Here is a 21,561-nt window from a genome sequence, read left to right as displayed (position 1 = left end):
GCAAGGGATACGTTTTTCAGGGACAAGGTCAGAGGACCTCGTAGGTCAAGTCAGTTCCATTGTTGATTTGCTGACAAAGAAGGTTGGAGCAACACCAGTCAGCAAGGAGCTTCGAGATGCGGTTGCGGCCGTAAAGGCCTTCCGTAGCCAGTATGAAGCGGCGACAGAAGTTGGAGACCCTGAGAAGATTTCCGAAGCCGCAAAGATGGTTGCTGTGTACGGGCAAATGACAGCCCAACATGTGTCGGTTGTAGCTGGCGCTAGTCCTGAGCTCCGTCTGATCCGAGACAACCTATTGGAACGCGCGCAGGAGCTTCGAACACTTGCCGAAAGCAGTCCTGCAGTACTAAAGCCCTTCGAACAAGGCGACATTCCGCAGGCCGACTCCGACAAGACCAAGTTTGCATTGCAATCACAGGCTCTAAGAAGGTCAAGACAACTGACCGAAACCCTAGAGCAGCAAGAGGTCCGACTAAGATCGCTGCAAGAGCAAAGTCATTCGAGACTTCAGACGATTGAAGATAGACTTTCCAATCTTGATGCCTCTGCAAAGGCACAGATTGAAAAGGTTGAATCTGCATATCAGACTGCACTACTTGATCTGCAAGCAAAGCAGAAGGAGATTGACGAGCTACTTGGTAAGGTATCTGGACGCGCCATCGCTGGTGACTACGAAAAGAGCGCAAAAGACGAGCGTACAATGGCAGACTGGTTGCGATACGGATCCCTAGCCTGCATGTTACTGATCGCAACCATTCTCGGGTACACATTCTGGGAAACGACCGCAACCACATTTAGTTGGGAGAGATCGGCGTTTCGAGTATTGGTCGCCGTCTTCCTGTCCGCGCCAGCGGCATACCTTGCACGAGAATCCGGAAAGCATCGTGAACAGCAATATACGCACCTCCAAACGTCGCTCGATTTAAAGGCACTGTCTCCCTATCTCGCCTCACTACCGGAAGATAGCCAGCACAAGATAAAAGCAGATGTCGCTTCGCGAATCTTCTCAAATCGAGACTTCTCACGTGTCAGCTCCGATTCTTATCCAATAAATACACAGGAACTATTGGTCAAGATAATTGACAAAGTCGACCTCCGCAGAAGCGAGAAAAACACGGGCGGCTAGAGCTATGTTCGCGGTGCGGCCTAACCCTTCGCTCGAGCGGACCTCCACCGGCAAGCCGCTTGGCCCGCGAGCCAGCCAGTGTCATCATCCGTCTCGCGGGCCAAGCGCCTTGCCGGCGGCGTCCGCTCAGCTCAAACGTTAGGCCCCACAAAATTGAACGCCACGACTAACGTACCAAAAGATGATTGATATAGGGACAACAGACTTTTACTTCGTCGTGCCGAGTCTTTCCAAGCGGCGACTGGAGAAATACACTCTTCAACTCTTTGACCGTTGGGAGCAAAGCGTCGAACGCAGTCTTTTGCTTCCTGACTACTCCTTATTACTGGAGGTAGAGGAAGGGTCAATCAAAGGAAAGGGTCGAATCGCGGCTGGACTTGCTGCGGTTTATGTTGACGTCTCTGGTTATGGCTCATTTATTCAGGGCCTTCAAATTATCCGAGATCAAGTCAACACCGTTAGTGACGCGCTCGCGGAAACAGCAGAAAAGCAAATCTGGCCCAGCCGGAGTGCTGCAAGAACCAGAAAGCGAGGCGAGACGCTAGGCTCCTTGCAACGCCTATTTTTTAAGGTCCAGCGTGGCGACATAACGCCAGAAGAAGCCACCAGAGAGGCAGAGTTGCTCATTGGTGAGGATGCTAAAGACTCACCGGAATTCATGTCCAGCCTAGCCGAATCACTTGCACAAGCACCGAAATTCCACGAACAAGTCCCTCTTCCATTTGAAAGTGCAGATGATGGCCACCCAGGCGAGCAAACAGAAAGGGATCGCCCGCCCCGCAGGCCAAGCGCGCCATTATGGCCACTGCCGACACACCTTCGCGTTGAAGTGTGGCGTGAATCAAAGAAACAGAAGAAGAACCATAGAACCATCAATGTTTGACATCAAAGCTCCAAGGCAACGCTGGCCTAACTGGGCGTTCAACGCGGACGCCAACACTGGCCATGGCTTCGCGATTTTCATTGCCAGTATTGGTGCCCTACGCGCTTCGCGCTCCGGCGCCGGTTAACTTGGGCTACAAGGACTTCCCAACCTGTCAAGCGATAGACCCCGCAACCTGCCGCGAAGCGGCAGAATATTTGAATAACTCCTTTTCTATTTTACCACCCGGACAGCACGCTCTTATTTTGTAGTCGCTTTTGATGCCGCCCCAAGTTCGTAGATCATAAACTGTCTTGGCCTGTGGATTTTTTTCGGCTCCGACGAAAATCCATACGAAATAACAACTCATTATCAGTACGCAACCGCTGAAGAACCGCTTTAGGTCAGAGATTCCTGATCCTTCTGTCGATGGGATGATCAAAAGGCCACGTCTTCAGTCATCTCACCTTTTAAACCTCAGTGCACTCTGCCCATGGACATCATCAACACTATAAACATGATGCAGCGACTTCAGTCGCTGCCCGAAATCTATCTTAATGCAGACAAGGCGGTAGTTAAAACCGTGCACGCATACTTCGCTGAACTATATGAAACCGAGGTGAGAGACAAATCGGTCATGGAAAGCGGAGAGGACTACTCAGAGTACGTCGCACAATCAATCGCAGAAAAAACTGTCATTCACCGGAAGTACTGGAGCAACCCTGCACTTTACTACGTCCCTTGCTCCATATCGGGCGATCCTCGTCACAACTGGAGTCTTCTTAGCCACATCGAGATATTTCGAAATGACGATGATGACAATCGTCTCTTCATTTTTTCGGCCAAATACCCGTTTCCATCGGGAGGGCTTAGCAACCGTGTATATATGCTGAAGGCAGTTGATGGTGCATTGAAGTTTGAGCATAAGTTCATGTAAGTGCGCCAACCCATCATTCAGCACGGACTGGCGCGGTAAACCCGCGCAGGACGGTGAGTACAGACAACAGACATCTCGGTATCGTCCTTCCTGCTTCAAAATCGCACTCTCAAATCTATGAAAGAGTCAGTTCACCTTGTCCACCCCAACGGCAACCATCGAATAGTGACGATGGGCTTCTGCTGGGTCGGCTTCTTTCTCCCGGGTCTTTGGGCTATTTCGGAAGGTTTGTGGCGTCAGTTCGCCTTCACAGCTTTTTTCATAAAACTCATGAGCGTAAGCGCCGAAGCAGCAATAGAATTTAAGCGACGCTCACTTGCTGACATCGCGTTAATCTTGAACATGACGACAGTCATCTGTGCCCTGGCATATCTTCTGACCATGATTTTTTGTGGCCTCTACGGCAAAAAGTGGCTTGTGGATAGGTTGAGGAAGCAGGGATATGTCGAGCATGTCAAGCCCAGGTCGATCATATCCCCCGTCGAAGCTGGGCACTTTTCCGGGCCAGGGATGTGATGCGCGGCGTGATTGAATCCTTCCAGATGGAGCATCGCACATGCGCCGGAAGTACGCCCCAAGCACCGACTGGCTCGAACGTAGGACCGCCGCCGACAGCCTCATAAATGCCATGAACGTCAAAATATTATTGGCAAGATCAACGCCAACTGCAACAATAGCCATGGACTTCCTCTTTTGAACAGCGGAACAAATGAAAAATGCCGAGTTCCCATCATGATTTTTTCACACCGGGTGCCATACCGCTGTGCGGCGAGTTCTGGACTGTGAAATGCCTTGTTCGGCATCCAAATCATCATCTCGCGAGCTCGACGTGACTTTTGAATGCGTTGTCCATTCCATCACAATCAAGTATTTCTAAACGGTCCTATGGAAAATCTAACCGAAACTGTAGCCCTGCTCTTCCTTGTGCTGGCGTTTTGGCTAGGCTGGAACGCTTTCCAAATTAACTTTAGGGGCAGAGTTGATCTCGTTCGCCTTGGGAACCGATCACTTCCAGGCGCGGGCCGATTAAAGTCGCAGTTCGCTGGAATTTTATTTCTTCAGGGTTTATGTTCTGCAAGCACCGCTGCAGCCATTCTGGTGTTTGATTCATTACAGCCAGCGGTATGGCTCTATCTCGTTGCAACTGCGATCTTGTTGACGCGCCGGGCGGTTCTTGTCCAGGGCCTTGAGCGGTATGCCATCGAGTCGCACAGTGAGATCAAACCCTTCGCGCACCCAGAACGTCAACAGCAGGCATCACATGACCGCAACTTCTAAAGTCCAGTTTCAGCCGAAGTGGAAAGAGGAGCTGGTTTGCACAATGGATGGCATGAGTTTTATCATCGAGCAGTCGACAGGTGTCATCACAGTTTATTTCCCGACGCAAACCAGGTGGGAATCTTTAGCACCTGAGTGGGCAAGACAGCAGTGGGAGCGTGTCAGAGCAGACTTGTCGACCTGGTGTCAGCAGCAGAAGATCCCATTCGTGATTGAGGACCATGCCCGGGTGAGCTTTGGCTGAAGCTTCAGCACACGCCTCGAATAAATGACATTTCTCCGGCAAACACAAAATAGCTGATTCATTTTCACGAACCCCTTGAACCGCAACCCCAAACCAATGCCTTTTTCAGTACCCATGCAACTTGGGCAACGCGGGTAGAATTTTTACCAACCGAAGCAGATCCGATCATTTGAACTCAGTCAAAGCAACATATCTCATGAAAAAATACATTCTCTCCTTCATTCTTGCTGCCGCCGCATCAGTCGCAACTGCAGCACCTCCCTCGCAGGAATCCATCGAAAAACTGCTGACGCTGACGCGCAGCGAAGCGCTGATTGACTCAACGTATGTCAGCGCCGAAAAAATATTCCAGCAGTCTTTGCAGAAAGCGACAGAAGGCCGAACCCTGAACGCGGCTCAGCAGCGCATCTTCGACGGGCTGCCCGCCAAATTCATCGGCGTCCTGCGCGAAGAAGTCAGCTGGCCCAAACTGAAGGCTCAATATGTCCGTATTTATCAGGACACCTTTGACCAGGACGAAATCGACGGACTGATCGGCTTTACAGCTCGCCCGCAGGACAGGCCATGATCAACAAAATGCCTGTTGTCATCCAAAAGACCCTGATCTTTACGAACAGCCAGTTAATGACCGTGATCCCTCGTATCCGCACAATCATTGATCAGGCCATGAAGGATGCCAATCTGGCCAAAGACGAAAAAGCGCTTGGCTGATTCAGGAGGCTGGCTCAACGGCTCAGCACAATCGGACCTGGCTGCAGGCACCAGCCAGCCGCTTAAGCTCGCGGCGCTGGGGCAGCGGACAGCCAAAGGCGCCGGGATCCTCGTCTGGTTAGCGGGAAGGGATCTGGCGAAGTGGCCAGGCTGAAACAGGCTGGAGCGGGTGAAGGGAATCGAACCCTCGTATGAAGCTTGGGAAGCTGCCGTTCTACCATTGAACTACACCCGCCGCGCTCAGCGAACCAGATTATACGCGCGCCGTGCCGCTCAGATCATGCCCAGCATCCGGGGCAGCCACAGACTGATCTCCGGTACATAGGTGATGACCACGAGGAATCCCAGCATGGACAGCAGCCAGGGCCAGACGGCCACGGTCAGCTCGGTGATGCCCATTTTGGTGATGCCCGACGCCACGTAGAGGTTCAGCCCCACCGGCGGGTGGCACATGCCGACCTCCATGTTGACCACCATGAGGATGCCGAAGTGCACCGGGTGGATGCCCAGCGCCGTCGCCACCGGGAAGAGGATGGGCGCGAAAATCAGCACGATGGACGAGGGCTCCATGAAGTTGCCCGCCAGCAGCAGGATCACGTTCACGGCCAGCAGGAAGGTGATCACCCCCAGGCCATTGCCCAGCATCCAGCTGGCCAGCGCCTGCGGGATGTTCTCGTTGGTCATGATGAAGCTGAACAGCACCGCGTTGGTGATGATGTACAGCAGCATGGCCGACATGTTGGCCGAGCTCAGCAGCACGCGCGGCACGTCTTTCAGGCTCATGTCACGGTAGATGAAGACCGCCACGACGAAGGCGTAAACCGCCGACATGGCCGCCGCCTCGGTGGGCGTGAACACGCCGGTGTAGATGCCGCCCATGACCACCACGATCAGCAGCAGCCCCCAGACCGAACGGCGGAACGCCACCCAGCGCTCGGCCCAGGTCGCCTTGGGCTGGCGCGGGTAGTTGAACTTGCGCGCACGGTACCAGGTGACGCCGCCCAGCACGGCAGCCAGCGCCAGACCCGGGATCACCCCGGCCATGAACAGCGCGCCCACCGAGGTGTTGGTCGCCACCGAATACATCACCATCACGATGGATGGCGGGATCAGGATGCCCAGGGCGCCCGAAGTGGTGATGATGCCCGCGCCAAAGCGGTTGGGGAAACCCGCCTTGACCATGGCCGGCAGCAGGATGGAGCCAATGGCCACCACCGTCGCCGGGCTGGAGCCCGACACCGCCGCGAACAGTGCGCAGGCCAGCACGCCCGCCAGGCCCAGGCCCCCGTACCAGTGGCCGACCATGGCGGTGGCGAAGTGGATCATGCGCTTGGCCACCCCGCCGTGGGTCAGGAAGTTCCCGGCCAGGATAAAGAAAGGGATGGCCATGATCTCGAACTTCTCGATGCCGGTGAACAGCTTGAGCGCCACCGACTGCAGCGGCACATCCGTCATCGTGAAGAGGAAGGTCAGGACGGTGAGTCCCAGCGAAATCGACACCGGCATGCCGGTGAGCATCAGCACCGCCAGCAGCGAAAAAATAACGAGCGCGCTCATGCGTGTTTCTCCGGGGCGGTTTCTTCGTCCAGGCCATCGACATGGCCGTGGTCGTGGTGGGGCAGTTCGCCGGTGCGGATGAAGCCCACGGCCACCTGCAGGAAGCGGAAGCACATCAGCGACGAACCCAGCGGAATGGCGCTGTACACCACCCAGGTCGGCCACTCCAGATCGGGCGTGGTCGGACCTTCGTAGAGATCGCCCGTCGGGATGCCCAGCGCGTGGAAAATGCCGTAGTGCGCGCCGTTTTCCCAGACAAAATCAGCGCCCAGCGCCGCCACCACCCCGGTGAACAGTGCGCCAGCCAGCAGGCCAAACACCACAAAACGGCCCCGGTTGCGCGGGCCCAGGCGGTTGATCAGCACATCAACCCCCACGTGGATGCCGGTGCGCACACCGTAGGCGGCGCCAAACTTGGCCATCCACACGAACATGATGATGCACAGCTCCTGGGCCCAGCCGAAGTTCAGCGTCAGCAGCCAGTCCTGCAGACCCGGAATGGGCGCCCCCGCCAGGTAGCGGTGCATCACAGCCACAAAAATGATCACCGTGGCCGCCCCCATCAGGAAGGTCACCAGCGCCTCTTCCAGATGGTTCAACAGTCTGTTGAGCATGAGAGTCTCCGTTCATGCCAGAAAAAAAGCCGGGGGTCATGGCCCCCGGTGTTTATGGTTGATCCAGCCCGGAGCCTCTTACAGGCTGTCAGGCTTGAAGCCGATGTCCTTGTAGACGGCCTGGATGGTGTCGCGGCCGATGCGGCTCTCCATGGCCTTGTGCACGGGCACCAGCGCCTTCTTGAAGGCCAGGCGCTCTTCCTTGGTGGGCGTGTAAACGGTGGTCTTGCCGCTGGCCTTGACTGCATCCAGCGCCTTTTCGTTCTCGACCTGGGCGATCTGGTTGGCGTAGCGCGTGGCCTGCTCCATGGCGCTGTCCAGCTGGGTGCGGATGTCGGGCGGCAGGCCGTCCCAGAACTTCTTGTTGACGATGACCGCGTAGCCCAGGTAGCCGTGCTCGGTCAGCGACAGGTGCTTTTGCACCTCGTACATCTTTTGCGTGTAGAGGTTGGAGATGGGGTTCTCGGTGCCATCGACCACCCCGGTCTGCAGCGCCTGGTAAACCTCGGAGAAGGCCATGACCTGCGGCAGCGCACCCAGCGCGCGCATCTGCTCTTCCAGCACCTTGGAGGACTGGATGCGCATTTTCTTGCCCTTCAGATCGGTGGGCAGCTTGATGGGCGTGTTGGCCGAGAACGATTTGAAGCCGTTGTCCCAGTACGCCAGGCCGCGGATGCCCTTGGGCTCCAGCTTGGCCAGCAGCTGTTTGCCCACCGCGCCGGTGGTGACCTTGTGCAGCTGGTCGTAGCTGCTGAACAGGAAGGGCAGATCGAACACTTCGAACTCTTTCACGCCCAGAGGACCGAACTTGGCCAGCGAGGGCGCCAGCATCTGGACGGCGCCCAGCTGCAGGGCCTCCATCTCTTCCTTGTCCTTGTAGAGCGTGGAGTTGGCGTAGACCTCGACCTTGACGCGGCCTTTGGTCAGCTCGGCGGCTTTTTTGGCGAAAACTTCCGCCGCCTTGCCCTTGGGCGTGTCGGCGGCCACCACATGGCTGAACTTGATCACGATGGGCGCCTGCGCCCAGGCCGGAGCGGCCACAGCAGCCAGGGACAGGACAGCAGCCGACAGCAGGGTACGGCGGCACAGGGGGGCAAAACGTTTTGACATGGCAGGTTCCAGAAAATAATACCTGCGGCGATTCTAGGGGCGCCACAGGGCAGCGGAGCCTGCCAGGCCCCTGGCGTAAACCCTGGACCCGACAGGGGAATGAAAAAGCCCCTGCGCTTTTGAGGCGGCAGGGGCTTGAGAGCAGCGGGGGGCTCAGGCGAAGATCACCGCTCCCGCAGCGCATACGAGTGCGCGCGCAGGATGGGCTTCATCAGGTAGGTCCAGACCGATTTCTTGCCGGTCAGGATGTCCACCTCGGCGGTCATGCCGGGAATGATCTTGAACTGCTTGTGCTGCTCGGGCGTCAGCGAGGTTTTCACCCGCACGATGTAGAAGGTGTTGCCCTTCTCGTCCTTGCTGGCGTCCGGGCTGATGTCGATCACCTTGCCCTCGACCCCGCCGTAAATGCTGAAGTCGTAAGCGGTGAACTTGATCTTGGCCGTCTGGTCGGCCGTGATGAAGGCGATGTCGCGCGGCTGCACCTTGGTTTCCAGCACCAGCTCGTCGTTGAGCGGCACGATCTCCATGATGTCCTTGCCCGGCGTCACCACGCCGCCGATCGTGTTGATCAGCAGGCGCTGCACGCGGCCCAGCACCGGCGACTTGATCACCGACTGGTTGACCTTGTCCTGCAGCGCCACGGCGCCTTCGCGCAGGGCCGCCAGCCGGCCCATGGCATCACCGATGTCACGCCGCGCTTCGTTCTTGAAGTTGACGTTGATCTCGTTGACCTTGCGGTTGACCTCGTTGGCAGCGGCTTCGGCGCGGCGCATCTGCGCCTGGGCCTGGCCCAGATCGCCCTTGGCGCGGTCGATGTCGCGCTGCAGACGCAGCACGTCGATCTGCGACACCGCGCCGGTGGCGACCAGGGGCTGGGTCTGCGCCAGTTCGCGCTGCGTGCTGTCGATGGTGGCACGGGCGGCGGTGGCGCGGGCCTCGGCTTCGGCGCGTTCCTGCTGGCGCTGGGCCAGCTGCTGCGTGTTGATCGACAGCAGCGTGGCCAGCTCGGTGCGCTTGGAATCGTAGAGACGGCGCTCGTCGTCCACGATGCGGTTCTCGCCGGGGTTGGTGGCGACGGGCGGGTTGAACGGCACGTCGTTGGCCAGCGCACGCAGGCGGGCCAGGCGCGCTTCCAGGGCGAACTGCTGCGCCTGGCTTTCACCGGCGCTGGACTGGGCGCGCGTCTGGTCGATGCGCAGCAGGACCTGGCCGGGTTTGACCTCCTGGCCTTCGCGCACCAGCAGCTGCGACACAATGCCGCCGTCCAGCGACTGGATCACCTGCATCTGCTGCGACGGCACGACCGTGCCCTGGCCCTTGGTGACCTCGTCCAGGATGGCGAAGTGTGCCCACACCACCAGACCGATCAGGATCAGGATGGCGGCGCGCACGATGTTCTGCGCGCGGCGCGTTCCTTTGGCGCTCATGGCCGCGTCGGCGTCTTCCTCGAAGGTGCGCATGCCCGGCATGGCGTCGGGCTCTTCGTTTTTGGTCGAAGGCAGGATGCGGCCGAAAATGGGCTCCAGCATCTTGCGGATGATTTCCATGAAGCCCACAAACACGCGGCCCACGCTGAAGATCGCCCCTTTGGGTTTATGCATGGGCGTGGGCGGGGGCATCATCATGCTCTGAGGCATGGCTTGCGGCTGGGGTGGCGCGGCCTGGGGCTGGCCGGCAGGAGAAGGAGTCTGGCTCATAAGGTGTTCCTTGCGTCGGGGTGCCGGGCGGTCAGGCGGCGCGGGCAATGCGGCCCGTCTGCAGCGCTTCCAGGATGCGGTCGCGCGGACCGTCAGCCACGATGCGCCCGGCATCCAGCACCACCACCCGGTCGACCATGCTCAGCAGCGACGTGCGGTGCGTCACCAGCACCACGGTCTTGTCCTGGGCGAAGGTCGTCAGACGTTTGGTGATGGTCGCTTCGGTGGAGAAATCCATCGCGCTGGTCGGTTCGTCCAGCAGCAGGATGGGGGCGTTGTTCAGCACCGCGCGGGCGATGCCCACACTCTGGCGCTGCCCGCCGGAGAGCAGATCCCCGCGCTCGCCGACCTCCATGTCAAAGCCTTTGGGGTGGCGGTTGATGTACTCGGTCAGACCGGCGATGTCGGCGGCTTCGATCACCGCGTTGTCGTCGGCGTAAGGCAGGCCGTAGGCCACGTTGGTGCGCAGCGTGCCCTGGAACAGCGTCACGTCCTGCGACACATAGGCCTGGTTGCGGCGCACGTCGGCCGGGTCCAGCTGGCGCAGGTCGATCCCGTCGAGCAGCACGGCGCCGTCGGTGGGCTGGTACAGGCCCATGATCAGGCGCTGGATGGTCGATTTGCCCGAACCGATGCGGCCGATCAGCGCGACGCGCTCGCCCGGCTTGATCTTCAGGTTGATGTTGTCCAGCGCCGCGTCATCGCGGTTGGGGTAGTTGAAGCTCACGCCCCGGAACTCGATCAGGCCGGTGAGTTCGCGGCGGTGGATGAAGGTCGTGCCCTCGGGCCGCTCGATGGGCGAGGCCATGATTTTCTCCAGGCCCTCCAGCGCCGTGCGTGCGCCCTGGTACTGCATCAGCAGGCCGACGATCTGGCCGGCCGGGGCCAGCGCGCGGCCGCCCAGCATGTTGGCAGCGATCAGCGCACCCATGGTCATTTCACGCTCGGAGATCAGGAACACGCCGATGCACACCGTCACCACGCTGACCATCTGCATCATCCAGCTGGTCATATAGGTGGCGCCCGACGAGATCGAGCGCATACGCACGTTGGTCTTGGCCAGGAAGACGTTGGCCGACTCCCACTTGCCCTGGATGGTGCCTTCGGCGCCCTGCGACTTGATGGTCTCGATGCCCGACAGGCTCTCGATCAGCGTCGCATTGCGCATCGCGGCAGCGCGGTAGGTGGTCTCCGACAGCTCGTGCAGGCGGTGCTGCAACATGTAGCCGACGATCAGGATGATGATGAAAGCGATGATCACCGGCGCCACGATGTAGGGCGAGATCCAGAACATCACCGCCAGGAAGAGCAGCGCGAAGGGCAGATCGATCAGCGCCGTCACCGTGCTGGAGGCGATGAAATCGCGCACCTGCTCGAAACCGCGCAGGTTGGACGCGAACGAGCCCACCGAAGCCGGACGCCCTTCCAGGCGCATGCCCAGCACCCGCTCCATCAGCGTGGCGGAAATCTGCACGTCGATGCGCGCACTGGCCTCGTCCACGAACTTGCTGCGCATCTTGCGCATCACCAGATCCGACAGCAGGATCAGCCCGACGCCCAGCGCCAGCGCCCACAGCGTCTCGATGGCGTTGTTGGGCACCACGCGGTCGTAGACGTTCATGGTGAACAGCGGCATGGCCAGCGCGAAGCAGTTGACCAGCATGGCCGCCCACAGCACGTCCTTGTAAACGAAGCGCTGCGAGAAAATCGCCGACCAGAACCAGTGTCCGGACAGCGTCTTGCGCGTTTCCTGGGTCGAGCTGTCAAAGCGGAAGTGCGGGCGCACGAACAGCACCACGCCGGTGTAGCGCGACTGCAGCTCGGCCAGCGGCAGCACCACAGCGCCCTGCCCGGTTTCAGGCATCAGCACGCGGCACTCGCCGCGCTCGGGGTCCAGCGTCTGCAGCACGCAGGCCTTGTTGTCCTTGAGCATCAGCACCACCGGGAAGACGGTGCGGTCAATGCGCTCCAGCGACTGGCGCTGCAGGCGGCCGGACATGCCGACCTTGCCCAGCGCCCGCTCGGCCAGCGAGGGCGTCATCATGCCCTGCACCAGCGGCAGACCGGCCGTCAGCGCCGCGCGCGAGGCCTTCTGGCCGTTGAGGCGGCAGATTTCGACCAGGCAGTCCAGCAGCGGATCGGGGTTCATCAGATCTTCCCGCAGGCGCGCCGTGGCGTGCGCCTGGGCGCGCTGCTGGGCGGCCTGGGCCGCTTGCGCCGCCGTCTGGGCCGTCTGGGCCGGCGCAGCCGGGTTGGCTGGCGCAGGCTGCGCCGGGGCCGGGTGAGCCTGCTGGGAGGCCGCCACAGGCGCCACGACAGGCGCAGCAGCAGGCGCTGCCTGCATGGCGGCTGGCTGGACTGGCGATGCCGCAGCGGGCTGGCCGGCCCCCTGCGCGGCGGCGGCCTGCTGGCGCATCTGAGCCTGACGCTGGGCCGCCAGCGCCTGGGCGCGGCGGGCTGCCGCAGCCTGATCCGATTCAGGCGTGGACGCCGGACCGGCTGGCGCAGGCGTTGCGCCAGGGTTCTCGTTGGGATTGTTCATGCGTGATGCTTCATGGTTGTGGCCGCTGCCCCGCCGACAGGCCAGGATGGGGGCCTGGAAAAATCAGCTCGGGATATCGGCGCAATGTAGGTGGAAGCCACCGTCGTTGATCTGCGAAAAAAAGACCTCCAAAGCCAGCTTCACGCTGGCGAAGGCGATGCGGCCCCAGGGCAGGGACTCCCGGGTGTACAGGCCGACGGCCTGCGTTTCCTCGCCCGGATCGAAACGGTCTGACTGCAGTTCGGCCGTGTAAAAAAAGTGAACCTGGTTGGCGCGCCGCACCGTGCACAGCAGCAGCAGCTCGCCCAGGACGATGTCGGCGCCGGCCTCTTCCTGCGTCTCGCGCAGGGCCCCCTCGGCGACCGATTCCTCGTTTTCCATGAATCCGGCAGGCAGGGTCCAGAACCCCAGCTGCGGTTCGATGTTGCGCAGGCACAGCAGGACCTCGACCTCGCCCTGGCCGTTGCGCCGCCAGGGCAGCGTGCCGACCACATTGAGCGGGTTGTCGTAGTGGATGGCGCCGCAGACCGGACAGACGTCGCGCAGGCGGTTGTCGCCGTCTGGCACACGGCGCTCCACCACCGTGCCGCAGGTGCGGCAGTGTCTGGGCTGCGCCGTATCATTCTGGTCCCATGTGGACATGGTGCCTGGACCTCGCTGTGATTCAAACCGGGGGCCATTATGCAACCCTCCCCCCGCAGTTCAGGGAGGGACGTGGCGCCCGCCGCACAGTTTCGGCGCTATTGCACTCTTTCTTCCCCCTGATTTCTGCGGACCCGATGATGCCCCTCCAAAAACAGCCGCCCTCCCCGTCAGTGGCCGCGCCCATCGCTCCCTTGCGGCCTGACGCCAGCCACCGTCCCGCCGGCCTGACCGCGTTGATGAGCACGCGCGCAGGTGGCGTCAGCACGGGCGATTTCGCCGGGCTCAACCTGAGGCCGGTGCACTACGGCCCGACGACCCGGGCGGACGAAGCCGACTGCATCGCGCGCAACCAGGCCCTGTGGCAGACGGCGGTGGCCGCGCCCGTGCGCTACCTGCACCAGGTGCACGGCACGCGCGTGGTGCGCTGGACAGGGCAGGAGCCCGTGCCCGCCTTCGACGCGCCGCTGGACAGCCGCCCCCAGGCCGACGCCGCCATCACCACCGCGCCGGGCGTGGTCTGCACGGTGCTGGTCGCCGACTGCCTGCCGGTGCTGCTCTGGGCGGTGGACGCTGGCGGCCGGGTGCGCGGCGTGGGCGCGGCGCACGCGGGCTGGCGCGGCCTGGCCGGCGGGGTGCTGGAGGAGACGGTGGCCGCCCTGAAAAACGCGCTGGAAGAAGAAGCCCGGCTTTTGTCCGCCCCGTCTTTGTTCGCCCTGTCCTGGCACGCCTGGCTGGGCGCCTGCATCGGCCCCCAGGCGTTCGAGGTCGGCCCCGAAGTGCGCGAGGCCTTCCTGGCCAGCGCCCCCGGCGGCGACGCCGGAGCCTGCGCCGCGTCCTGCTTTGTGCCGCAGGCGGATCGCCCCGGCCACTTCCTGGCCGACTTGCCCGAACTGGCGCGCCAGCGGCTGCGGGCGGCGGGCGTGGCGCAGGTCAGCGGCGGCGACAGGTGTACGTACGGGGATGCGGCACGGTTTTTCTCATACCGGCGCGACGCGGGCGTCACCGGGCGCATGGCGGCCAGCATCTGTTTCGCCCTCCGCACAGACCCGCCCTGAGGAAAACCCGTAGTCAAAGCCAGGGCACAATCGGCTGAACCGGTCGGTCCGCCCTCCTGCGGACGCCACCCACCGCGAGGTCCCCATGAGCTCCAGCGACATCCCTCCCAGCGCCCTGCCCGATCTGCGCGTCAACATGGAGCGCATGGCCGCGATCCAGAAGCAGTACATGGAGCAGGCCCAGCAGCTCTGGGGCACCCTGTCCGGTCAGATGACGGCCGCCATGCCGCCCATGCCGGGTGTTGAAGTGCCCGCCGCACCGCCTGCCACCCCGCTGCCTCCGCTCAAGGACCGCCGCTTTGCCGACGCCAGCTGGACGCAGTCCCCCGCCAGCGAAATGGCGGCGCGGCTGTATCTGCTCAACGCGCAGAGCCTGCAGGCCATGGCCGACGCCTTCGAGGGCGACAAAAAAACCGTCGCGCGCCTGAAGTTCGCCGTGCAGCAGTGGATCGATGCGGCCAGCCCGGCCAACTACCTGGCGACCAATCCGGAAGCCATGGCCAAAGCCATTGCCACCCAGGGCGAAAGCCTGCAAAAAGGCATGGAGCAGCTGCTGGCCGATCTGCAGAAGGGCCGCGTCTCGCAGACCGACACCACCGTGTTCGAGCTGGGCCGCAATGTGGCGACCACGCAGGGCGCCGTCGTGTTCGAGAACGCGCTTTTCCAGCTGCTGGAATACACCCCGCTGACCGCTCAGGTGCACGAGCGCCCGATGCTTTTCGTGCCACCGTGCATCAACAAGTACTACATCCTGGATCTGCAGCCCGAGAACTCGCTGATCCGCTACACCGTCGAGCAGGGCCACCGCGTTTTCGTGCTCAGCTGGCGCAATCCCGACGACAGTCTGGCCAGCCGCACCTGGGACGATTACATCGAGCACGCCGTCGTGCGCGCCATCCAGGCGGTGCAGGATATTTCTGGCCAGGAGCGCATCAACACCTTGGGCTTTTGCGTGGGCGGCACGCTGCTGGCGACCGCGCTGGCGGTTCTGGCAGAGCACGGCCAGCATCCGGCGCACAGCATGACGCTGCTGACCACCATGCTCGATTTCGAGGACACCGGCGTGCTGGACGTTTTCGTCGACGAAGCCGCCGTGCGCTCGCGCGAAATGGCCATCGGCCCCGAAGCGCCGGGCGGCCCCGGCCTGCTCAAGGGCCAGGAACTGGCCTCCACCTTCAACTTCCTGCGGCCCAACGACCTGGTCTGGAATTACGTCGTCAGCAACTACCTGAAAGGCGAGCCCCCGCCCGCCTTTGACCTGCTCTACTGGAACGGCGACGCCACCCACCTGCCCGGCCCCATGTACTGCTGGTATCTGCGCAATACCTACCTGGAAAACCGCCTGGCGCAGCCCGGCGCGGCCACGGTGTGCGGTGTGCCGGTCGATCTGGGCAAAATCCAGACGCAGACTTACCTTTACGCCTCGCGCGAAGACCATATCGTGCCGTGGAACTCGGCCTGGGCCTCGACCCGGCTGCTGCGCGGGCCGGTGCGTTTTGTGCTGGGCGCCTCGGGCCACATCGCCGGGGTGATCAACCCGGCCAGCAAGAACCGGCGCAATTTCTGGAACGACGGCAGCGAGCCCGTCGCCAGCGACAAACCCGTCACCGCCCGCAGCCGCACGCGCAGCACAGGCCGCACAGCCGCTCCCGACACCGCGCAGGCCTGGCTGGACGCCGCCACCCAGCACCCCGGCAGCTGGTGGAACGACTGGCGCCAGTGGCTGGCGGGCGCGGGCGGCAAACTGGTTGCCGCGCCCAAAAAACCCGGCGCCAAAGGCTACCCGGTGATCGAACCTGCCCCCGGGCGCTACGTGCGCCAGCCCGCCAGCTGAGGCCCGTGCCCCAGCCGGTTTCCCCCAACCTGAACCGTCCCGTTTTCAAGGAGAGAGTATGAGTTCCATCGTCATCGTCGCCGCCGCCCGCACCGCCGTGGGCAAGTTTGGTGGCAGCCTGGCCAAAATCCCCGCTGCCGAACTGGGCGCCACCGTGCTCAAGGGCCTGCTGCAGCGCTCGGGCCTGTCGCCCGAGCAGATCGATGAAGTCATCCTGGGCCAGGTGCTGACCGCCGGCTGCGGCCAGAACCCCGCGCGCCAGGCCGTCATCAAGGGTGGCCTGAGCCAGCACACCCCCGCCATGACCATCAACAAGGTCTGCGGCTCGGGCCTCAAGGCCGTGATGCTGGCCACCCAGGCCATCCGCGACGGCGACAGCGAGATCGTTATCGCCGGGGGCCAGGAGAACATGTCGGCCAGCCCGCACGTGCTGCCCGGCAGCCGCGACGGCCAGCGCATGGGCAACTGGAGCATGGTCGACACCATGATCAACGACGGCCTGTGGGACGTCTACAACCAGTACCACATGGGCATCACCGCCGAGAACGTCGCCAAAAAATACGGCATCACCCGCGAACAGCAGGACGCCCTGGCGCTGGCCAGCCAGCAGAAAGCCGCCGCCGCCCAGGACGCGGGCCGCTTCAAGGACGAAATCGTTGATGTGCTGATCCCGCAGCGCAAGGGCGATCCGCTGGTTTTCAACGCCGACGAGTTCATCAACCGCAAAACCACCGCCGACGTTCTGGCCGGGCTGCGCCCCGCGTTTGACAAGTCGGGCAGTGTGACCGCAGGCAACGCCTCGGGCATCAACGACGGCGCCGCCGCCGTGATGCTGATGAGCGAAGCCAAAGCCAGCGCCCTGGGCCTGACGCCGCTGGCGCGCATCGCCAGCTACGCCAGCGCGGGTCTGGACCCGGCCATCATGGGCATGGGTCCCGTGCCTGCTGCGCAGAAAGCGCTGCAGCGCGCAGGCTGGAAGGCCGCCGATCTGGATCTGCTGGAAATCAACGAAGCCTTTGCCGCGCAGGCCTGCGCCGTGCACAACGAAATGGGCTGGGATCTGGACAAGGTCAACGTCAACGGCGGCGCCATCGCCATCGGCCACCCCATAGGCGCGTCCGGCTGCCGCATCCTGGTCACGCTGCTGCACGAAATGCAGCGTCGCAACGCCAAAAAAGGCATCGCCAGCCTGTGCATCGGCGGCGGCATGGGCGTGGCCCTGACGGTCGAGCGCTGATTCTTTCCCCTCTTTCTACCCCTTACATCGGACAACAGGACACACCATGACTCAAAAACGCATCGCTTACGTCACCGGCGGCATGGGCGGCATCGGAACCGCCATCTGCCAGCGTCTGGCCAAAGGCGGTTTCACCGTCATCGCCGGCTGCGGCCCCACGCGCGATTTCCAGAAATGGCTGGACGAGCAGAAGGCGCTGGGCTACGACTTCCACGCCAGCGTGGGCAACGTCGCCGACTGGGAATCCACCGTCGAAGCCTTCAGCAAAGCCAAGGCCGAGCACGGCCCCATCGACGTGCTGGTCAATAACGCGGGCATCACGCGCGACCGCATGTTCCTGAAAATGTCGCTGGACGACTGGAACGCCGTCATCAGCACCAACCTGACCTCGATGTTCAACGTAACCAAGCAGGTCGTGCCCGACATGGCCGAGCGCGGCTGGGGCCGCATCATCCAGATCAGCTCGGTGAACGGCGAGAAAGGCCAGGCCGGGCAGACCAACTACTCGGCCGCCAAGGCCGGCATGCACGGTTTTGCCATGGCGCTGGCGCAGGAACTGGCCGCCAAAGGCGTGACCGTCAACACGGTCAGCCCCGGCTACATTGGCACCGACATGGTCAAAGCGATCCGCCCCGACGTGCTGGAAAAAATCGTCGCCACCATCCCGGTCAAGCGCCTGGGCACGCCCGATGAAATCGGCTCCGTGGTCGCCTGGCTGGCGGGGGATGACGCCGGTTTCACCACAGGCGCCAACTTCAGCTGCAACGGCGGCCTGCACATGGGCTGAGCGACACAGCGCGCTTCCTGCGCGCTCCCCGGACAGAAAAAGCGGCTTCGGCCGCTTTTTTCATGGACGCCCGGCAAAGCGGGCGTGCACAAAGTCGCTGCCTTCAGGGCGGCTGCGCCGCTTATGTTGCACCGCAACAACGGCACAGCTGTTTAGCGCTAACACGGCCTAGGGTTTACCCTATACTTCGCTTCATACCTAGGGTTTACCCTGGATTTGTCGCAAAGGAGTTTCCCATGACCACGATGATCGCTTACCTGCCTACGATGGACGCCCCCGCCACGCCGTCACTGCTGCGCCGCCTGCTGGCCAGCCTGACAGCCCGCGACGCCGCCCCGGCAGCGCCCGCCGCGCGCAAGCCCAGCCGCCGCACGGTGGCCGAGCTCAAGCGCCTGGCCGACCTGTACCGCGATACCCAGCCGTCCTACGCCGACGACCTGCTGGCCGCCGCCGGTCTGCTCAAGGCCTGATCGCCAGGCACTGAAGTTTGGCTGCGGGCCCCGCCCGCATTGACCCGGTAAAAGGGTCACGGATCAGCCCCTGCCGCGCTCACCGCGCCCGCTTGTGTCATCATGCGGCGCTGTTGATTTGCGGCAGGAGAGCGCCCCATGATCCGATTCCCCACCTTCTGGCCCGGCCGACGGCTGGCGCTGACGGCCCTGGCCCTGTTGGCAGTGGTTTCAACCGGCGCGCAGGCGCAGGAAGCCAACCCGAAACTGCCGACCACCCCGCTGCACATTGGCATGTACAGCCTGGTCACCGAGGTGGCCAATACCCCGCAGCAGCGCGAGCTGGGTCTGATGAACCGGCGCTACATGGGCGATCACGAGGCCATGCTGTTCATCTTCCCGCAGCCGGGCGTCCAGTGCTTCTGGATGCGCAACACCCTGCTGCCGCTCACAGCCGCTTTCGTCGCGGACGATGGCCGCATCGTCAACACCGCTGACATGCAGCCGCTGACGCTGCAAAGCCACTGCTCGTCCGAGCCGGTGCGCTATGTGCTGGAAGTGAACCAGGGCTGGTTCGCCAGCAAAAAGCTCGATCTCAAGCGCCTGAAGCTGCGCGGCCCGGCTTTCGAGCCCGGCTTCACACCCACCCTGCAGTGAAGGACGGCCCGCCATGAGCCACGATCACGATGACCCCCGCTATCCCGTGCGCCGCAGCGACGCCGAATGGCGCGCCAGCCTGACGCCCGCGCAGTACCAGATCACCCGCCAGGCGGCCACCGAACGCGCCTTCACGGGCGATTACTGGGATTTCTGGCAGGACGGCCACTACCGCTGCGTCTGCTGCGGCCACGCCCTCTTTGCCGCCGACACCAAGTTTGACGCGGGCTGCGGCTGGCCCAGCTTCTGGGCCGAACTGGCCGGTGCGGGCATCGAGCGCCTGCGCGACGCCAGCCACGGCATGGAGCGCACCGAACTGCGCTGCAGCCACTGCGGCGCCCACCTGGGCCACGTCTTCCCCGACGGCCCGCAGCCCACGGGCGAGCGCTACTGCATCAATTCGGCCTCCATCGCCTTCGAGGGCGAGGCGCCGCCCGCAACCTCTCCCCCATCCGGCGCCTGAGTCATGAAACTGCTGCTCGATTTCCTGCCCGTCCTGCTGTTCTTTGTCACCTACAAGATCGCCCACGGCGATCCGGCGCAGGCGGCCGCGCTGGCCACGCAGTCGCTGGGTTTTCTGACGGCAGGCGGCGTGTTCACGCCCGAGCAGGCGCCCATCGTGCTGGCCACCGGCGTGGTCATCATCGCAACCCTGATTCAGGTGCTGGTGCTGATGGCGCTGCGCCGCCGCGTCGAGCCCATGGTCTGGGTCAGCCTGGTGCTGGTCGTGGTCATGGGCGGCGCCACGATCTGGTTCCACAGTGACGCTTTCATCAAGTGGAAACCCACCCTGCTCTACTGGGGCATGGGCCTGGCGCTGCTGGGCGGGCGTTTCATCTGGAAGAAGAACCTGGTTCAGACGGTGATGGGCGCCTCGATGCGGCTGCCCGAAAGCGCCTGGACCAAGCTGCTGCTGTCCTGGGTGGGCTTTTTTGCCGCCATGGGTGTTCTCAACCTGATTGTGGCCGCGCAGTTTTCGACCGACGCCTGGGTCAACTTCAAGCTGTTCGGCAGCCTGGGGCTGACGCTGGCCTTTGTCGTGGGCCAGGGCCTTTTCCTCGCACGCCACATTCAGCCCGGCAGCGATGCCTGAGCAGACTCCTGAAGCGGCCTCGGACAGCCGCTGGCTGCGCGGCGCGCTGGCGCGCATCGAGGCCGATGTCTGCCGCAGCGCCGACACGCACCTGATCGCCCTGCCGCTGCCCGCGCTGGCGCAGGCCGGGATCGATCTCTACCTGAAGGACGAATCGACCCACCCTACCGGCAGCCTCAAGCACCGGCTGGCGCGTTCGCTGTTTCTGTATGCCCTGTGCAACGGCTGGCTGCGCGAGGGCACGACGGTGGTCGAAGCGTCCAGCGGCTCGACCGCCATCAGCGAGGCCTGGTTTGCGCGCCTGATCGGCCTGCCGTTCATGGCGGTGATGACGCGCACCACCTCGGCCGAGAAAATCGAACAGATCCGCTTTTATGGTGGCCAGTGCCATTTTGTCGATCACGGCAGCCAGGTCTACGCCGAGGCCGCCCGCCTGGCGCGCGACTGCGGCGGGCACTACATGGATCAGTTCACCTACGCCGAACGCGCCACCGACTGGCGTGGCAACAACAGCATCGCGCACAGCCTGTTCGAGCAGATGCAGTGCGAGCGCCACCCCGTGCCGCGCTGGATCGTGGCGGGGGCGGGCACCGGCGGCACCAGCGCCACGCTGGGCCGCTACGTGCGCTACCGGGGGCACGACACGCGGCTGTGCGTCGCCGACCCGGAGGGCTCGGTGTTCGCGGCCTATCACGCCAGCCGCGATGGCGCGATCACGGGGCCGGGCTCGCGCATCGAAGGCATAGGCCGCCCACGCGTCGAACCCAGCTTCATCCCCAGCCTGGTCGACCGCATGACCCCCGTCAGCAACGGGGACTCCATCGCGGCGATGCGTCTGCTGGGGCGGCTGCTTGGGCGGCGCGTGGGCCCGTCCACCGGCACCAGCCTGGTGGCCATGCTGCAGCTTGCGCAGCAGATGAAAGAGCGCGGCGAGAGCGGCTCCATCGTCTCGCTGCTGTGCGACGCGGGCGAACGTTACGCCGCCACTTACCACGACGACGCCTGGGTCCAGTCGCAGTTTGGCGACTGCAGCGCCGCTGAAGTGCACCTGGCGGCGCTGGCGGGTCTGGGCGGCTGAAGCCTGCGCTGTTGCCCGCGCTGTTGCCAAGGATGCAACACTGCATTC

Annotated in this window: 21 protein-coding genes and 1 tRNA gene; 15 read left to right on the top strand and 7 right to left on the bottom strand. The window is 62.9% G+C overall.

The window, feature by feature from the left end; genetic code table 11:
* From RV045_RS09240 to RV045_RS09215, 6 genes are all read left to right on the top strand, one after another.
* Positions 1-1,126, top strand: a 1,126-nt coding sequence (locus RV045_RS09240) for a hypothetical protein (RefSeq protein WP_423235493.1), incomplete at its 5' end; no start/stop codon positions are given.
* A 181-nt stretch (positions 1,127-1,307) separates the two neighbouring features.
* Complete coding sequence (locus RV045_RS09235; protein WP_423235492.1) at positions 1,308-2,009, top strand: hypothetical protein; 702 nt, start codon at positions 1,308-1,310, stop codon at positions 2,007-2,009.
* A 472-nt stretch (positions 2,010-2,481) separates the two neighbouring features.
* Positions 2,482-2,925, top strand: a complete 444-nt coding sequence (locus RV045_RS09230) for a hypothetical protein (protein WP_423235491.1) — start codon at positions 2,482-2,484, stop codon at positions 2,923-2,925.
* A gap of 1,261 nt (positions 2,926-4,186) precedes the next feature.
* Positions 4,187-4,447, top strand: coding sequence for a hypothetical protein (locus RV045_RS09225; RefSeq protein WP_423235490.1), 261 nt, complete (start codon positions 4,187-4,189; stop codon positions 4,445-4,447).
* A gap of 196 nt (positions 4,448-4,643) precedes the next feature.
* Entirely contained in the window at positions 4,644-5,015 is a 372-nt protein-coding gene (locus RV045_RS09220; RefSeq protein ID WP_423235489.1) for a DUF2059 domain-containing protein, read from the top strand.
* Positions 5,012-5,158 (top strand): hypothetical protein, encoded by a 147-nt coding sequence (locus RV045_RS09215; protein ID WP_423235488.1) that lies wholly within the window; start codon positions 5,012-5,014, stop codon positions 5,156-5,158. The genes RV045_RS09220 and RV045_RS09215 overlap by 4 nt, the downstream gene beginning before the upstream one ends.
* Positions 5,159-5,319: 161 nt before the next feature.
* Here the strand turns inward: RV045_RS09215 and RV045_RS09210 are convergent.
* From RV045_RS09210 to RV045_RS09180, 7 genes are all read right to left on the bottom strand, one after another.
* Positions 5,320-5,393, bottom strand: a tRNA-Gly gene (locus RV045_RS09210).
* Between the two features lie 38 nt (positions 5,394-5,431).
* Complete coding sequence (locus RV045_RS09205; RefSeq protein ID WP_423235487.1) at positions 5,432-6,715, bottom strand: TRAP transporter large permease; 1,284 nt, start codon at positions 6,713-6,715, stop codon at positions 5,432-5,434.
* Entirely contained in the window at positions 6,712-7,329 is a 618-nt protein-coding gene (locus tag RV045_RS09200) for a TRAP transporter small permease (protein WP_423235486.1), read from the bottom strand. Before RV045_RS09200 ends, RV045_RS09205 begins: the two co-directional genes overlap by 4 nt.
* Positions 7,330-7,407: 78 nt before the next feature.
* Positions 7,408-8,439, bottom strand: coding sequence for a TRAP transporter substrate-binding protein (locus RV045_RS09195; protein ID WP_423235485.1), 1,032 nt, complete (start codon positions 8,437-8,439; stop codon positions 7,408-7,410).
* A gap of 164 nt (positions 8,440-8,603) precedes the next feature.
* On the bottom strand, positions 8,604-10,136 hold the full coding sequence (locus RV045_RS09190) for an HlyD family type I secretion periplasmic adaptor subunit (protein WP_423235484.1): 1,533 nt from the start codon (positions 10,134-10,136) through the stop codon (positions 8,604-8,606).
* A 31-nt stretch (positions 10,137-10,167) separates the two neighbouring features.
* Complete coding sequence (locus tag RV045_RS09185) at positions 10,168-12,285, bottom strand: type I secretion system permease/ATPase (protein WP_423235499.1); 2,118 nt, start codon at positions 12,283-12,285, stop codon at positions 10,168-10,170.
* Positions 12,286-12,741: 456 nt separating this feature from the next.
* Positions 12,742-13,320, bottom strand: coding sequence for an NUDIX hydrolase (locus RV045_RS09180; RefSeq protein WP_423235483.1), 579 nt, complete (start codon positions 13,318-13,320; stop codon positions 12,742-12,744).
* 140 nt (positions 13,321-13,460) lie between these two features.
* Between RV045_RS09180 and RV045_RS09175 the strand changes: the two genes are divergently transcribed.
* The 9 genes from RV045_RS09175 to RV045_RS09135 all read left to right on the top strand — a co-directional run bounded on the left by RV045_RS09175 (position 13,461) and on the right by RV045_RS09135 (position 21,513).
* Complete coding sequence (locus RV045_RS09175) at positions 13,461-14,378, top strand: purine nucleoside phosphorylase YfiH/LACC1 family protein (RefSeq protein ID WP_423235482.1); 918 nt, start codon at positions 13,461-13,463, stop codon at positions 14,376-14,378.
* A gap of 85 nt (positions 14,379-14,463) precedes the next feature.
* Positions 14,464-16,212, top strand: a complete 1,749-nt coding sequence (gene phaC, locus RV045_RS09170) for a class I poly(R)-hydroxyalkanoic acid synthase (protein WP_423235481.1) — start codon at positions 14,464-14,466, stop codon at positions 16,210-16,212.
* Positions 16,213-16,270: 58 nt separating this feature from the next.
* A complete protein-coding gene (locus RV045_RS09165) occupies positions 16,271-17,449 on the top strand; it encodes an acetyl-CoA C-acetyltransferase (RefSeq protein WP_423235480.1) in 1,179 nt (392 codons plus the stop codon).
* Between the two features lie 46 nt (positions 17,450-17,495).
* Entirely contained in the window at positions 17,496-18,236 is a 741-nt protein-coding gene (gene phbB, locus RV045_RS09160) for an acetoacetyl-CoA reductase (RefSeq protein WP_423235479.1), read from the top strand.
* Between the two features lie 236 nt (positions 18,237-18,472).
* Positions 18,473-18,706: a hypothetical protein gene (locus RV045_RS09155; RefSeq protein WP_423235478.1), complete on the top strand. Its 234-nt coding sequence runs from the start codon at positions 18,473-18,475 to the stop codon at positions 18,704-18,706.
* Positions 18,707-18,844: 138 nt separating this feature from the next.
* Positions 18,845-19,342 (top strand): DUF192 domain-containing protein, encoded by a 498-nt coding sequence (locus tag RV045_RS09150; protein ID WP_423235477.1) that lies wholly within the window; start codon positions 18,845-18,847, stop codon positions 19,340-19,342.
* 13 nt (positions 19,343-19,355) lie between these two features.
* Complete coding sequence (gene msrB, locus RV045_RS09145) at positions 19,356-19,805, top strand: peptide-methionine (R)-S-oxide reductase MsrB (RefSeq protein WP_423235476.1); 450 nt, start codon at positions 19,356-19,358, stop codon at positions 19,803-19,805.
* Positions 19,806-19,808: 3 nt separating this feature from the next.
* Positions 19,809-20,435: a septation protein A gene (locus RV045_RS09140; protein WP_423235475.1), complete on the top strand. Its 627-nt coding sequence runs from the start codon at positions 19,809-19,811 to the stop codon at positions 20,433-20,435.
* Entirely contained in the window at positions 20,428-21,513 is a 1,086-nt protein-coding gene (locus RV045_RS09135; RefSeq protein ID WP_423235474.1) for a PLP-dependent cysteine synthase family protein, read from the top strand. The genes RV045_RS09140 and RV045_RS09135 overlap by 8 nt, the downstream gene beginning before the upstream one ends.
* The last annotated feature ends 48 nt before the right edge of the window (positions 21,514-21,561 follow it).

The sequence above is a fragment of the Amphibiibacter pelophylacis genome, from assembly GCF_037688875.1.
GTDB lineage: Bacteria > Pseudomonadota > Gammaproteobacteria > Burkholderiales > Burkholderiaceae_C > Amphibiibacter > Amphibiibacter pelophylacis.
The sequence above is the reverse complement of the archived record's forward strand: the minus strand, read 5'-3'. Positions and strand labels throughout refer to the sequence as shown.